This window comes from Actinoplanes sp. CA-252034 (assembly GCF_050956125.1).
Lineage (GTDB): Bacteria > Actinomycetota > Actinomycetes > Mycobacteriales > Micromonosporaceae > Actinoplanes.
Map to the genome: position 1 here is coordinate 9,321,049 of NZ_CP191846.1, position 14,494 is coordinate 9,335,542.

Consider the following 14,494-nt stretch of genomic DNA (forward strand, 5'->3'; position numbering starts at 1 on the left):
TCAGAAGGGAATGTCGTCGTCGCCCCCTGGTCGCCCGCCTATCACCGCGAAGGGATCGGCGCCCTGGACGATCGAGCGGAGCGTCTCGGCCGGCGGCGGGCCGGACTCCGACTTGCGGGTCGCCCAGGCCGGGAACGGGAACTCGACGCAGAGCGGGACCGGGATGTCCGGCTGGTTCACGAACATCGTCCCCGGGCGGGCGAGCAGGGCCCGCTGACGCATCGCGGGCGGGAGGAAGCCGTACTCCGGCCTCGACGCCTCGGCCGGGTCGAGGCGGCCGACCACACGGATCGCCGAGTTGGTCACGATGCGGCGCTCGACCTCGCTGGCGGTCTGCTGGGCGCCGATCAGGATCACGCCGAGTGAACGGCCGCGCTCGGCGATGTCGAGCAGCACCTCCTTGATCGGGGAGGAGCCCTCGCGGGGCGCGTACTTGTTGAGCTCGTCGAGGACCACGAAGAGCAGCGGCCGGCCGGTGCCCGACTTCTCCTTCTCCTCGAACTCGGTCTTCAGCGTCACACCGACCACGAACCGCTGTGCCCGGTCCGGCAGGTTGTGCAGGTCGACCACAGTCACCTGGGCGCTGTCCGCGGTCTTGATCTTGTGCGGGCGGCGCTGGGCCAGATCGCCGCGGATCAGCCGGGACAGGTCGCGCTTGCTGCCGATCATCCGGCGGGCGAACGCGTTGACCGTGCCCATGTTGACCGCGCTGCCCGCCCACGTGGACCGGGTCTCGTCGTCGGTGAGCTGCTCGACCACGTGATCGACCAGATCCTGGTACGAGCCGATCCGCTTGCCGTCGATGCTGATGCCACCCTCGGCGGGGACCGCGTAGCGGTTGAGGTGGGCGGTCACCGAGTGGACCACCATCGTGTACTGCTGGCGCTCGTCGTCGGCGTCGGCGAACACATACGGCAGCAGTTTCTGCTCGCAGAACTCGGCGAGGGTCCAGTAGAAGGCGTCGACGCCGGTGAGCCGGCTGGCCACGTCGGGCGCGCCGGACGAGTCACCGGCCCGCGGCGGCGCGTAGACCCGCACGTCCGGGAAGGGCGCGGCGGGCAGGCCGAGCAACGCATACGCCTCGCGGGTCCGGTCGTCGAGCTTGATGTTGGGGTGGTCGAGGAAGAGCAGGTCCTCGCCCTTGACGTTGAAGATCAGCGCGCGGGCGTTGGTGCCGTCGGCGCCCAACTGCCCCGACCGGAACACCGAGTAGAGCAGGAACGTCGCGAAACTGGTCTTGGTCGCCACGCCGGAGATGCCGGAGATCGACACGTGCGCGCCGCGGGTGCCGTCGAGGAAGTCGGCGTTGAGGAAGACCGGCACCCCGTCCCGGCCGGTGCCCATCGGGACCCTCCGCTCCATCCGGTCGAAGTGCAGCGCCGCGTCACGGGCCTCACCGGACGCCCGGTGCACGACCGCGCCGGGAGCCGGTGGCACGTAGAGCTCCGGGTCGACGCGGGTGGTGGTGATCTCGGCCGCCTCCTGCACCATCGCGGGCAGCGTGCCGTCGGCGATGGCGAACACGTCCGAGTCGAACTGGGCGCCCTCGTGCCTCGCACGCACCTGGGTGACCACGCCGGCGATCGTCACCGGCTCGCGGTCGGGCAGGTCGCGCCGGGTCACCACGACGTCGTCGAGCTGGAGGTAGCTGCCCGGGGTCACGGCCGTCCAGAACTGCAGCGGTGTCGCGTCCGCTGTCCCGAGCACCCGCCCGACGGGGTCGTCGCCCGATTTGTCATTCAGTTTTCCGCCGCGGGCGGCCCCAGCTTCGTCAGACACGGGGATCATGGTGCCTCAGAGGTACGACAAAATGCCCGCGCCCCTCGTTGTCCACAACTTCTGGTGTCCATCCACAGAGTTATGCACAAGATCTTGCCCTGATTACGGAGGCGCGCCCTGATGTGCACCGATCAGCCGGTATCGGTGCGCGCCTCAATTCTGGACGTTCCGGGCGTACCGCAAGAAAAGCATGTCCTGGTGGCTGAGCGAGTGCCGCAGCGACAACCGCCGGGGCGGGGTGGGCACGCCGTGCGCGATGCGGCCCGCCGTGCCGCCGGCCAGCAGCGGGGCGACCGTGAGGCAGAGCTCGTCGACCAGATCGGCGGCGATCAGCGCGCCGAACAGGCCGGGACCACCCTCACAGAGCAGCTGAGTGGCGCCCCGCTCGTTCAGCAGCCGGACCCCGGCGGCCAGGTCGACCTCGTCGTCGCCGACCGGGATCACCTCGGCCACGTCGCGGACCGGCGCGTCCGCCGGCGCCGCGTGATGGGTCAGCACGATCGGCCGGATCGGCGCGTCCGAGAAGACCAGCTGCTCCGGGTCGAGGTCGAGCGAGCCGGAGACGATCACCATGAGCGGGAATTCGGGCAGTCCGGCGGACAGCCGCCAGGCCCGGGCGGGCTCGGTGAGGCGGAGCGCGTCGTACCGCTCGGCGCGGACTGTGCCGGCCGCCACGATCAGGGCGTCGCAGATCGTACGCAGATGGTCGAAGATCTCCTTGTCACCGGGCCCCTGGAGGCCTGCGGAGAGACCGTCGACCGACACCGCCCCGTCGGCGCTGGCGATGAAGTTCGCCCGCAGGACCGGATGGCCGTCGCGTGGATAGTGGGCGAGCAGCTCGTCCCGGGTGAAGGTCACGGGCCGGGAGGGCCGGTGACCGGCGGGGTCGGCTCGGGCTTGCGGTGCTGGCAGTCGCACCAGGACGCGCCGCGGCAGTCCTCGTGCCGCCGCTCCCGGCAGTCCTTGCAGATCATGTCCCGACGTTAGCCCCCGGCCCGTTCCCCGAGTGGCCGGCACCACTCACGCCACGGGTGCTTTCCCGCATATCGGAACAGTGATCCACTCTTCGGGAGGAAGTCGCTGTCCGACACACGACCGGCGAACCGCCCGTACCGGCGCGGACTCTTACTCTGAGTTGTGATTCCGGGCATATGACGCGGGCTTGACGGCCGGGACACGGCCGCGCAACGGGTCGGAAACGCCAGGTGGGCAGGGTGTTCAACGGGGACGGCGCCACCGGCCGTCGCGACGGGAGGAATCACATGTTGCTGCGGGTACGAGTCACCCTGCCGGACCGTCCCGGCGCTCTCGGCCAGGTCGCGCGCACCCTCGGTGTGGCCGGCGCCGACATCGTCCAGGTGGTGGTGCTGGAACGGCTCGGCGGCCGCGCCGTCGACGACTTCACCGTCGTCTGGCCGGGCGCGACCCGTGTCGAGCGTCTTCTCGCCGGCCTGGCCGCCATCCCGGGCGTGCAGGTGGACGGCGTGTGGAAGGCGATAGGAGCACCGGTCAACGGCGGCCACGACGCCGAGTTGCTCGCCCAGGTCGCGGCGAACCCGGTGGACGGCCTGGCCACGCTGGTCGACGCCGTTCCGGGACTGCTGGCCGCCGACTGGGCCGCGGCCGCCGTCGTTCCGGCCGACTGGGCCGCGCGCAGCGGCGCCGGCGGGGGCGGCGAGCCGGCCGTGGCGTACGCGAGCTGGCGCGCGCCGGCCCCGCTGCGCCTGCCCGAGGTGACCCCGCTGCGGGCCCGCCCGATGACCGAGCCCGGTGGCGCGCGCCTCGCGGTGGCGCCGTTCGGCCGGGGCGGGCTGGTGCTGGTCGTCGCCCGTACCGACGAGGACGATCTGCCGGCCGCCGCCTTCCACATCACCGAGGTGGACCGGGTGGCCCAGCTGGTCCGGGCCGCCGCCGTCATCCTCGGCAGCCGGCTCGACTCGGTGGGCACGCCGGCCACCCATCCGGTGTGATCGTCATAACCCGGTTTTCGCAGCTCAGGCAATACCCACGCAACAACGGGGGTGCACTCTTGACGTAGTCGGCAGTCGGGTTTCCGGCTCCCGGCCACCGGTCGGGTCTCCGCTCCCGGCCTCTGGAGGAGAGGAGTGCCCCAGATGGCGTTGTGGCGTGTCCGGGCCACGGTCGACGACCGCCCCGGCTATCTCTCGGTGCTGACGGCGAGCCTGGCCCTGCGGTCGGTGAACATCCTCGCCGTGCAGGTGCACACCACCGAGGACGGTGCGGTCGACGACTTCCTCGTGGACGCTCCGGACCAACTGGCCGAGGCCGACCTGCTGGCCGCGGTGGCCAAGGGCCGCGGGCGGGACGCGTTCGTGGCCCGGGCCGAGGCGCAGGGACTGGCCGATCAGCCGACCCGGGCGCTGGCGCTGGCCGGCCGGCTGGTCCACGAGCCCGATTCCCTCGGCGAGGCCCTGGTCACCCTGCTCGACGCGACCGAGGTGCGCTGGCGCCCGCAGGGCGGCGAGACGCCCGGCTTCCACGGTGGCCGGATGACCCTGACCGACCCCGCCGGCGGCTCCCTCGAGGTGCTCCGGGCGCTGCCCGCGTTCACCCCGGCCGAGTTCGCCAGGGCACAGGCGCTGGTCGAGGTCGCCACCGCGATCCACCGGCGGCACCGCGACCAGGTGTCGCTGCTGCTGCCGGACGGTGCCGAGATGGTGCTGCGCGCCGCCGGCCCGGACGATGTGGCGGCTGTCGGCGAGTTTCACGACGAGTGCTCCCCCGCGACGCTGCGCCAGCGCTACCCGGCCGGGGTGCCCACCGACACCCGGCTACGGCGGCTGCTGGAGCCGGCCGGCGGGCTGACCCTGCTCGCGGTCGCCCCGGGCGGTGCCGTGGTGGCGGTGGCGACCCTGTTGGCCGAGGGCGACCTCGGCGAGGTCCGGGTGCTGGTGGCCGACGACTGGCAGCGGCGCGGCCTCGGCACGGCGCTGCTGCGCAGGCTCCGGGCCCACGCCGCGAAGATCGGGGTCGCGGCCGTGGTGGCGCATGTCGGCGCGGGCAACGCGGCGATGCTGCGCACCCTGCGCCGGGTCGGCGCGGGGCCGATCGAGCGCGACGGCGCCATGGTGACGGTCACCCTGCGGACGGCCGGTCCGCGCGTGAGCAACGAGACCCCCGCCGCCTCGGCGTGACGGCAAACGCCGGCTGACCGGCAACCCGCCGTGATCGGGTGATCAAACTCCCACCATGACCGGATGATCCGGCTTTCGCCGTGATCGGGTGATCAGATCCCGCCGCCTGCAGGTAGCCGGGCGATCAGGGCTCCCGCCGCCTGCGGGTGGCCGGGTGAGAGGGGTGGCGGCGGGCCGAGCCTGCCGCCACCCGAGGGTCAGCCATGATCGCCCGCGGGCTCAGCCTCGGCGTTCGCCGTGCTCGACGCAGGTGGCGGTCCACCCGGTCGGCACGACCTGCACCTTCATCCGGCGGCGGCAGTCCGAGCAATACCTCGGCGGCTCCAGCTCGCGCGCGGTCGCGCACTCCGGATGCGAGCCGGGCTCACCGCAGCGATCGCAATACATCAGAACGTCGCCGACAGGGACTTGACCGGCATCTTCAGGTCTTTCAGCAGCTCCAGGTCGGCGGTCGCCGAGCGGCCCAGAGTGGTCAGGTAGTTGCCGACGATCATCGCGTTGATGCCGCCGAGCAGACCGTCCCGGGTGCCGAGATCGCCCAGCGTGATCTCGCGGCCGCCCGCATAGCGCAGGATGGTCCGCGGCATGGCCAGCCGGAACGCGGCGATCGCCCGCAGCGCGTCACGGCCCTCCACCACCGGACGGTCCCCGAACGGGGTGCCGGGCCGGGGCGACAGGAAGTTCAGGGGAACCTCGTGCGGGTCGAGCTCGGCCAGCTGGGCGGCGAACTCGGCCCGCTGCTCCAGGGTCTCGCCCATGCCGAGGATGCCGCCGCAGCACACCTCCATGCCGGACTCGCGGACCATGGTCAGCGTGCTCCAGCGCTCTTCCCACGAATGGGTGGTCACCACGTTGGGGAAGTAGGAGCGGCAGGTCTCCAGGTTGTGGTTGTACCGATGGACGCCCATCTCGGCGAGCTCGTCGACCTGCTCCTGGGTGAGCATGCCGAGGCTGGCGGCGACCTGGATGTCGACCGCCTCCTTGATCGCCTGGACGCCGGCGCGCATCTGGTCCATCAGGCGCTTGTCCGGCCCGCGGACGGCGGCCACGATGCAGAACTCGGTCGCCCCGGTGGCCGCGGTCTGCTTCGCCGCCTCCACGAGGGAGGGAATGTCGAGCCACACGGCCCGGACGGGCGACGCGAACAGGCCCGACTGCGAGCAGAAATGGCAGTCCTCGGGACAGCCACCGGTCTTCAGCGAGACGATGCCCTCGACCTCGACCTCCGGACCGCACCATTTCATGCGGACGTCGTGGGCGAGTTGAAGGAGCTCCGGCAGGTCCTCGTCGGGTAGACGAAGAACCTCCAGGATGCCCGCCTCGTCGAGGCCGGCGCCGTCGTCGAGCACCCGGGTACGGGCGTGGTCGAGGATCTCTGGCATGCCCGTACCCTACAGAGTTCCCAGTCCGGTAGGACTGTCGGAGCTGGGTGATAGTTTGCCAGTCTGGTGATCAATGGGGGTGTCTTGGCGGACTGGTTGGAGACGCTCGATCGTCTGGCCCACGAGCGGGCCAAGGCGGGACTCACCCGTCAACTGCGGCCGCGAGCGGCCGGCGACACCGTCATCGATCTCGCGGGCAACGACTACCTCGGCCTCTCCGATCACCCCGGGTGGTCGGCGCCGCGCGGCAGGCCCTCGAGGCGTACGGTCTGGGCGCCACCGGGTCCCGCCTGGTGCGCGGCACGACCGACCTGCACGCCGCCCTCGAGGAGGCGCTGGCCGACTGGATCGGCTGCGAGTCGGCGCTGGTCTTCTCCTCCGGCTACCTGGCCAACCTGGCCGTGGTCCGGGCCCTGTCCGCGGTGTGTGACCTGGTCGTCTCCGACGCGTACAACCACGCCTCCCTGATCGACGGCTGCAAGATCTCCGGCCTGCCGGTCAAGGTCGCCCCGCACAACGACCCGGCCGCCGTCGCCGCCCTGCTCGACGCGCATCCGGGCCGGGCCGCGGTGGTCACCGAGTCGGTGTTCTCGGTCGACGGCGACCTCGCCCCGCTCGCCGCCCTGCACGCGGTCACGTCGGCCCGCGGCGCGCTGCTGGTGGTCGACGACGCGCACGCGCTGGGCCTGCTCGGCGAGTCCGGGTCGGGCGGGGTCGCGGCCGCCGGGCTGACCGGCGCGCCCGACGTGATCGTCACCGCCACACTGTCCAAATCGCTCGGCGGCGCCGGTGGCGTGGTCGCCGGGCCGGGCCCGCTGGTCCGGCACCTGGTCGACACCGGGCGCAGCTTCATCTACGACACCGCCCCGCCACCGGCCGTGGCCGCCGGTGTGCTCGCCGCCGTCGACGTGGCCCGCGCCGCCGACGACCGTCGTGCCGTGCTGTTCCGCCGGGGCGCGCATCTCGCGGCCACGCTGCGGTCCGCCGGCCGGCCCACCCGCGACCCGGCGGCCGGTGTGCTGTCGGTTCCGGCGCCCGGCCCGGAGGCGGCCGTGGCCTGGGCCGCCGACTGCCGTGACCGTGGGGTGGCGGTCGGCTGCTTCCGCCCACCGTCGACACCGGACGGCAGCTCGCGACTGCGACTGACCGTGAACGCGGGTGTCCCCGAGGAGGCTTTCGCCCGAGCCCTGACCGTGATCCTGGAGTGCGCACCATGACCGCCGACCCCCGCAAGCGACCCGTCGGGCCCATCTCTCGGTGGTTCCGCCGCCGCCCCGTCCCGAGCGTGGCGGCGGGGGCCACGGGTTACCCCTCGCCCCACCGTCGCCGGACCGGGCGTTCACCACCGTCCCGGACCCGTTGCAGGCGCACGGCGGCGGGCACCGGCTGGAGCCACGACAGGCCCCGGCCGCATCCCGACCCGACACCCCGGCCGAGCCGAACGCCCACACCCAGGCCGAGCCGAACGCCCACACCCAGGCCGAGCCGAACGCCCACATCAGCGCAGCCACGGACGGCGACATCAGAGCGGCCACGGACGGCGACGTCAGTGCAGCCACGAACGCCTACATCAGCGTGGGCACGGACGGCGACACCGGCGCGGGCATGAACACCGGCGCCGCGGCGGGCACGAACGGCGACATCAGCGTGGGCACGAACACCGGCGACGCCGCGGACTCCGACACCGGCGACGAGACGGACGACGGCGACGACGAGACGGCGACGCGCGACGGGGTCGACGGGGAACCGGATGGTGTTCCCGGGGCGGGGACGAGGCCTCTTGCGACGACTCGGTGACCTCGTCGTCCGTACCGCCGGAGGAGACCACCGCCGGGCCGGAGGCGGACCGCGAACCGGAACCGCATGAATGGCATGGGATCGTGCTGGTCACCGGCACCGACACCGAGGTCGGCAAGACGATCGCGACCGCGGCGATGGCCGCGGCCGCGCAGGCCGCCGGACTCCGCGTCGCCGTGATCAAACCCGGTCAGACCGGTATCGCGACGGGCGCGCCCACCGACGCCGACGTGATCGCCCGCCTGGCCGGACCGGACACCGTGCGCACTCTCGCCGAGTACCCGGAGCCGCTCGCCCCGCTCGCCGCCGCCAAGGTCGCCGGGCTGCCGGCGCTGGAGCTGTTCGACGTGGTCGACGCGATCCGCGCGGAGGCCGCGAAACACGATCTGGTGCTGGTCGAGGGGGCCGGCGGCCTGCTGGTGCCGATGGGCGTGCGCCCGTCCGGGGAGGCGTGGACGTTCGCCGATCTGGCGACCACGCTCGGCTCCGGGATGATCGTGGTGTCGCGCGCCGGTCTGGGTACGTTGAATCACACCGCCCTCACCCTGGAGGCGCTGCACCGTCGCGGCGTGCACGCCAAGGTCATTCTCGGCGCGTGGCCGGTGGAGCCGGAGCTGGTGCACTGGGCGAATCTCGGCGAGCTCGTCCCGCACCTGGTCGGAGCCTTGCCGGCGGGCGCCGGGTCGATGGATCCGGGCGTGTTCCGTCGATCCGCGCCGGGCTGGCTGACCCCGGCGCTGCACGGGGTCCTGGACAATTGGCGCGTGTGGGCGGAGGAGGCGGGCTGACCGGACACCCGCCACAATTGCTGTCCGGGGAGGTGATCCGCATGCACACTGGCCGGGTGGCATTCACCCTGACGATCGACTGTGGCGGCGGCGGTATAAAAGGTTCGGTTCTCGACGAGGCGGGGACCATGCGGGCGCAGCCGATCCGGGTTCCGACTCCGTACCCTCTGCCACCCGACCTGTTCGTGAAGACGCTGGTGGCGCTCGGCGAGCAGCTGCCGAACGCGGATCGTGTGACGGTCGGCATGCCCGGCATGATCCGGCACGGCGTCGTGGTGGCGACCCCGCACTACGTGACCCGCTCCGGGCCCCGCACGAGGGTCGACCCGGAGCTCGTCGACGCGTGGCACGGGTTCGATGCGCGGACCGCGCTGGCCGAGGCCTTCGGGCTGCCGACGCTGGTGCTCAACGACGCCGAGGTGCACGGCGCCGGGGTGGTCGCCGGCACGGGGTGCGAGCTGGTGCTGACCCTCGGCACCGGGCTGGGCTGCGCGCTCTTCGACGGCGGCGAGCTGGCCCCCCATCTGGAGATGTCGCAGGCCCCGGTGAAATGGGGCATGTCCTATGACACCTACATCGGCGAGCACGAGCGCCGGCGGCTCGGCGACGCGCTGTGGTCGCGCCGGGTCCGCAACGTGGTGGAGGGGTTCCGGCCGGTCTTCCTGTGGGACCGGGTCTATCTGGGTGGCGGCAACTCGCGGCTGATCACGCCGGCGCAGCTGGCCCGGATGGGCGACGACGTGGTCGTGGTGCCCAACACGGCGGGCATCGTCGGCGGCGTCCGCGCGTGGACGCTGGGGCAGCGCTGATGGTGATCCGGCCGGCGGCCGTCCTGCTCGACTTCGGTGGTGTGCTCGCCGACGCGCCGCATCGTGCCGAGCGTCCCGACCTGGTGTTACGCCTCTACAACCTGGTCGAGGGCGCGCTCTCCCCCGGCCGGATCCAGCAGTCGCTGATCGACGGCGGCGCCGCCTACGCCCGCTGGCGCGACGAGGACCGCCCGGACGAGCTGTCCCACCTGGAGGTCTGGGAGCGGTTCGTGATCCACGACTGGCCGCCGCTGGCGCAGGCGCGGGTCCGTGGCCAGGTCACACGACTCAGCTACGACTGGGCGTGGCGCGAGGGCTGGGCCCTGCGACCGGGCATCCCCGAGTTCCTCGCCGCGTGCCACGACGACGGCGTCCCACTCGCCGTGGTCAGCAACACCCTCTGCGGGGCGGCACACCGCGACTACCTGGCCGGCGCCGACGTCGGGCGGCTCTTCGCGGTGCAGGTCTACAGCGACGAGGCCGGCGTCCGCAAACCCAATCCGCAGATGATCTGGAACGCCACCGACGCCCTCGGCATCGCTCCGAGCGCCTGCTGGTTCGTCGGGGACAGCCGGCGGCGCGACATCGCCTGCGCCCGGCGCGCCGACATCGGCACGGCCATCCTGATGCCGTCCGGCCGGAAGGACTCCGGCGGCGACCAGGCCGAGCCGGACGCCACCGTCGCCGACGGCTGGGGACTTCTGGACCTTTATCCGGTACGGCGGACATAGGGTCCCGTGGCTCCCGGCGGACGGCGCAGGCGGCCCGTCCGGAGACCCGCCCGCCGCCGGCTCATGCATTCCCGTCACCGGCACTTCCCGGTGGTCGTCACCGGGGCACGCCGGTCAGGAGGGGGTGACCTGCCAGACCGTGGTGCGGCGGATCGGCATGCTCTCCAGCTCCTCGATCACCGGGACGTCGTAGACCGCCCGCTCGATCAGACCCTGCGGCAGGTAGGCACGGCCCGGATCGCCGACCAGCACCAGCGAGCCACGGCCGGCCGCCCGGCGCAGGAACGGCAGCACCCGGCCGGCCATCTCCCGGCTGTAGAAGACGTCACCGGCGAGCACGACGCCGTAGCGGTCGTCATTGTCGAGCAGGTCCGCCTCGACGGTCGTCACCCGTACCCCGTTGACCTCGGCATTGGCCTGCGCGGCGGCCAGCGAGAGCGGATCGATGTCGTTGGCCGTCACCGGCGTCGCGCCGGCCCGGGCCGCGGCGACCGCGACCAGGCCGGAACCGGTCGCCAGGTCGAGGACGCTGCGCCCGGCCACCAGGTCCGGATCGTCGAGGACGTGCCGGGCCAGGGCCTGGCCGCCGGCCCACGCGAACGCCCAGAACGGCGGGGGCTGCGGGGCCCCGGCCGACTCGGTCGCCTCCCACAGGGCGATCGGGTCCTCCGCCTGGAAGAGCGAGATCTCGGGCACGAACGGGACCGGCAACGGCACGGTGTGGGCACGGACGAACTCCAGAAGCACATTGCGATTGTGCCGTCGCCGCTCAGATGTGCGTCAACCGGGCCGATCAGTCCGACAAGGGGGTACGTCGGGAGGGAGCACCGATGCCGACACGGTGGCCTGCCACCATCTTCGGCGCCTGGATGGTGGTGCTCGCCGTGGCCTTCGGGCTGCAGCCGGGACTGCAGGCGCCCTTGCGACTGGTCGGCGGAGTCGCCGCCGTGGTGGCGATCTCGCTGGGCATCCGCCGCAGCCGGCCCGACGACGTCAAGCCGTGGTGGGTGCTGGCCGGCGCGATCGTCCTGTCGGCGGCCGGTGGCGCGGCCGCGTACGCCCCCTCGTTCATCACCGGATGGCTGCCGTGGCTGGAGCCGACCGGGATCGCGACGCTGCTGGTCGCGTACGCCGCTCTGGCGGTGGCCCTGGCCGGTTTCGTGGACCGGCGCACCAGCGCGTCCCGGGACCTGGCCGGTCTGCTGGACGCGCTCACCGTCACGTCCGGCGTGGCGCTGCTGATCTGGACGTTCGTGGTCGGCCCGCGGCTGGAGGGCTCGGCCGCGACGGGCTGGACCGAGATCGCCATGCCGGTCGCCGACCTGCTCTGCCTCGGGCTGCTGGTGCGGCTGGCGACCATGCCCGGCCGTTTGGTCGCGCCCGGCTACCTGCTCGGCGCCGGGGTGGTGGCGCTGCTCGTGGCCGACGTGGGCCGGGCGTCCGGTTTCGGTCATCTGGCCCTCTACACGGCGGCGGGACTGGCCGCGCTGATCCCGTCGATGGCCGAGCTGACCCGGCCGGCCGAGACGCCACCCGCCGAGACCAGCCACGCCCGGCTGGCGCTGCTCGGCTTGGCGGCGATGGTCGCGCCGACCGTGCTGCTGGTGAAGATGTTCCGGGACGGCCAGTTCGCCGGCGTGACCGTGGTGGCGGCGCTCAGCACGCTGATGATGGCGCTGGTCCTGGCCCGGATGTCCGGGATCATGGCGAGTCACCGGCAGGCGATGTCCCGGGAGCGGGCGCTGCGGGAGGCTTCGGCGGCGCTCGTCTCGGCCGCCGACAGCGAGGCGGTGGGTCTGGCCGTACGCACCGCCGTCGCCCAGTTGATCCCCGGGGACGTGCCGCACGGGGTGGTTCTGGCGATCGCGATCGCGCAGACCGAGCCGCAGTCGCCGGAGGCCGCCGCGCAGGCCGCCGTGGACCGGGCCACCGGCACCGCCGCCCGCCTGGTCACCACCCGTGACGTGGACTGGGCGGTGGCGGTCCGCCTCACCCAGTTCACCAAGACGCTGCGCTGCCCGATGGTGCTCAAGGACCGTCCGGGCGGCGACCCGCTGGTGGGTGTCCTGCATGTGGGCGCGCCGACCTGGGCGCTGCTGGAGCTGCAACGATCGGTGGAGGTGCTGGCCGCGCAGGTGGCGCTGGCGCTGGAGCGGATCGCGCTCGGGCACGAGGTGGCCAGGCGCAACAGTGAGACCTACTTCCGGACGCTGATCCAGAACACCGCCGACGTGATCACGATCCTCGACGAGGAGGACCGGATCCAGTACTCCAGCCCGTCGGCGGTCGGCGTGTTCGGCAGCGACCCGACCGGCGCTCTGCTGCCCGAGGTGATCCACCCCGGCGAGCGTGCCCGGCTCGGGGACGTGCTCGCGGCCGTCCGCGGGGGTCACCAACTGGAGCAGCAGCTCGACTTCCGGGCGCGGGGCAACCGGCGTACCGAGGTGCTCCTGGAGCTGCACTGCCGTGACCTGCGCGCCGAACCGACGGTGTCCGGCCTGGTCATCACCATGCGCGACGTCACCGAGCAGCGCCGCCTGCAGAACGAGCTGACCCACCAGGCGTTCCACGACGCGATGACCGGTCTGGCCAACCGGGTGCTCTTCAACGACCGGCTGGCCCACGCGGTGGCCCGCAGCACCCGCGACGGCTCGGTGATCGGCGTGCTCTTCATCGATCTGGACGACTTCAAGATGGTCAACGACACGCTCGGCCACGCGATCGGCGACCAGCTGCTGATCGAGGTCGCGCACCGGATCGCCGGGGCGCTGCGGGCCGACGACACCGCGGCCCGGCTGGGCGGCGACGAGTTCGCCGCCATCGTGGAGAACGTCAACGACCCCGGCGCCGTCGAGGAGACCGCCAACCGGATCTTCGCGGCCCTGGCCCAGCCGGTCGTGACCGACGCCAAGCCGCTGTACGCGATGGCCAGCATCGGCATCACCACCACGCCCGAGGGCGGCGACGCCGACGAGCTGCTGCGCCAGGCCGACCTCGCCCTGTACGTGGCCAAGGGCGCCGGCAAGAACCAGTGGCGCCGCTACCAGGCGCACCTGCACAACGAGATGGTCGAGCGCCTGGAACTGCGGTCGGCGCTCGACCACGCCGTCAACGAGGGCCACTTCCTGCTGCACTACCAGCCGATCGTGGACCTGCCGTCGGGCACGGCCGTCGGGTTCGAGGCGCTGGTCCGGTGGCACCACCCGAAGCGCGGTGTCATCACGCCGGACCAGTTCATCGAGGTCGCCGAGGAGAGCGGCCTGATCCTGCCGATGGGCCGCTGGGTGCTGGAGGAGGCGCTGCGCACGGTCGCCGAGTGGCGGCGCATCCTGCCGGCCGGGCAGGCGCCGTACATGAGCGTCAACGTGTCGGTCCGGCAGTTCCGGGAGAGCGGGTTCGTCGAGCAGGTCCGGACGGCGCTCGCGCACACCGGGGTGCCGCCGGAAGCGCTGATGCTGGAGATCACCGAGACGCTGCTGGTCAAGGACGACGAACGGATCTGGACCGATCTGGGTGTGCTGCGCGAGATGGGCATCCGGATCGCGATCGACGACTTCGGCACCGGCTACTCGTCCCTCGGCTACCTGCGGTCCCGCCCGATCGACATCATCAAGATCGACAAGACCTTCATCGACGACATGGTCCTGGGTCAGCAGCCGATGGCTCTGGTCAGCGGCATCGTGAGCCTCGCACAGTCACTGGGCTTGGCGGTCGTCGCCGAAGGCATCGAGGATGCCGCCCACCGCGACGTCCTGGTCCGCCTGGGCTGCCCGCTGGGCCAGGGTTTCCTCTTCTCCAGCCCGCTGGGCCCGACCGAGGTGCTGGCCTGGCTCCGCAGCCCGCAGTCGGTGGCCGTCTGACCCCGCCCGGGCCGGGCGGGGTCAGACGGGCCAGGCGGGGTCAGACGGGCCAGGCGGGGTCAGACGGGCCAGGCGGTCCGAGCCGGACGAGTTCACACGGGCCAGGCGCCCGAGCCGAGCTGGGTCGCACGGGTCAGGCGCCCGATCCGGGCGGTCACACGGGTCAGGCGCCCGATCCGGGCGGTCGGACGGG

11 protein-coding genes and 1 pseudogene are annotated in these 14,494 nt (G+C 72.6%); 8 read left to right on the forward strand and 4 right to left on the reverse strand.

Features of this window, described 5'->3' with window-relative positions:
- Window positions 1-1,788 carry an ATP-binding protein gene (locus tag ACQPZW_RS42015; protein ID WP_433791607.1) on the reverse strand — a complete coding sequence of 596 codons (1,788 nt, stop codon included), beginning with the start codon at window positions 1,786-1,788 and terminating at the stop codon, window positions 1-3.
- A gap of 144 nt (window positions 1,789-1,932) precedes the next feature.
- Entirely contained in the window at window positions 1,933-2,637 is a 705-nt protein-coding gene (locus ACQPZW_RS42020) for a pyrimidine reductase family protein (RefSeq protein WP_433791608.1), read from the reverse strand.
- 404 nt (window positions 2,638-3,041) lie between these two features.
- Between ACQPZW_RS42020 and ACQPZW_RS42025 the strand changes: the two genes are divergently transcribed.
- The gene (locus ACQPZW_RS42025) at window positions 3,042-3,749 is read left to right on the forward strand and encodes an amino acid-binding protein (protein WP_433797776.1); all 708 of its coding nucleotides are present in this window, start codon (window positions 3,042-3,044) and stop codon (window positions 3,747-3,749) included.
- 144 nt (window positions 3,750-3,893) lie between these two features.
- Window positions 3,894-4,934 carry a GNAT family N-acetyltransferase gene (locus tag ACQPZW_RS42030; protein ID WP_433791609.1) on the forward strand — a complete coding sequence of 347 codons (1,041 nt, stop codon included), beginning with the start codon at window positions 3,894-3,896 and terminating at the stop codon, window positions 4,932-4,934.
- A 386-nt stretch (window positions 4,935-5,320) separates the two neighbouring features.
- Here ACQPZW_RS42030 and bioB read toward each other — a convergent pair whose 3' ends face one another.
- Window positions 5,321-6,316 carry a biotin synthase BioB gene (gene bioB / locus ACQPZW_RS42035; protein WP_433791610.1) on the reverse strand — a complete coding sequence of 332 codons (996 nt, stop codon included), beginning with the start codon at window positions 6,314-6,316 and terminating at the stop codon, window positions 5,321-5,323.
- 84 nt (window positions 6,317-6,400) lie between these two features.
- Between bioB and ACQPZW_RS42040 the strand changes: the two are divergent.
- From ACQPZW_RS42040 to ACQPZW_RS42060, 5 genes and pseudogenes are all read left to right on the forward strand, one after another.
- Window positions 6,401-7,533, forward strand: a pseudogene (locus tag ACQPZW_RS42040) (8-amino-7-oxononanoate synthase).
- A 40-nt stretch (window positions 7,534-7,573) separates the two neighbouring features.
- Window positions 7,574-8,113: a hypothetical protein gene (locus ACQPZW_RS42045; RefSeq protein ID WP_433791611.1), complete on the forward strand. Its 540-nt coding sequence runs from the start codon at window positions 7,574-7,576 to the stop codon at window positions 8,111-8,113.
- 80 nt (window positions 8,114-8,193) lie between these two features.
- A complete protein-coding gene (gene bioD / locus ACQPZW_RS42050) occupies window positions 8,194-8,901 on the forward strand; it encodes a dethiobiotin synthase (protein WP_433797777.1) in 708 nt (235 codons plus the stop codon).
- A 56-nt stretch (window positions 8,902-8,957) separates the two neighbouring features.
- Complete coding sequence (locus ACQPZW_RS42055) at window positions 8,958-9,710, forward strand: ROK family protein (RefSeq protein WP_433791612.1); 753 nt, start codon at window positions 8,958-8,960, stop codon at window positions 9,708-9,710.
- Window positions 9,710-10,441, forward strand: coding sequence for an HAD family hydrolase (locus tag ACQPZW_RS42060; protein ID WP_433797778.1), 732 nt, complete (start codon window positions 9,710-9,712; stop codon window positions 10,439-10,441). Before ACQPZW_RS42055 ends, ACQPZW_RS42060 begins: the two co-directional genes overlap by 1 nt.
- A 114-nt stretch (window positions 10,442-10,555) precedes the next feature.
- Here ACQPZW_RS42060 and ACQPZW_RS42065 read toward each other — a convergent pair whose 3' ends face one another.
- Window positions 10,556-11,188, reverse strand: coding sequence for a class I SAM-dependent methyltransferase (locus ACQPZW_RS42065; protein WP_433791613.1), 633 nt, complete (start codon window positions 11,186-11,188; stop codon window positions 10,556-10,558).
- Between the two features lie 83 nt (window positions 11,189-11,271).
- Between ACQPZW_RS42065 and ACQPZW_RS42070 the strand changes: the two genes are divergently transcribed.
- Window positions 11,272-14,301 (forward strand): putative bifunctional diguanylate cyclase/phosphodiesterase, encoded by a 3,030-nt coding sequence (locus tag ACQPZW_RS42070; RefSeq protein WP_433791614.1) that lies wholly within the window; start codon window positions 11,272-11,274, stop codon window positions 14,299-14,301.
- Window positions 14,302-14,494 lie beyond the last annotated feature (193 nt).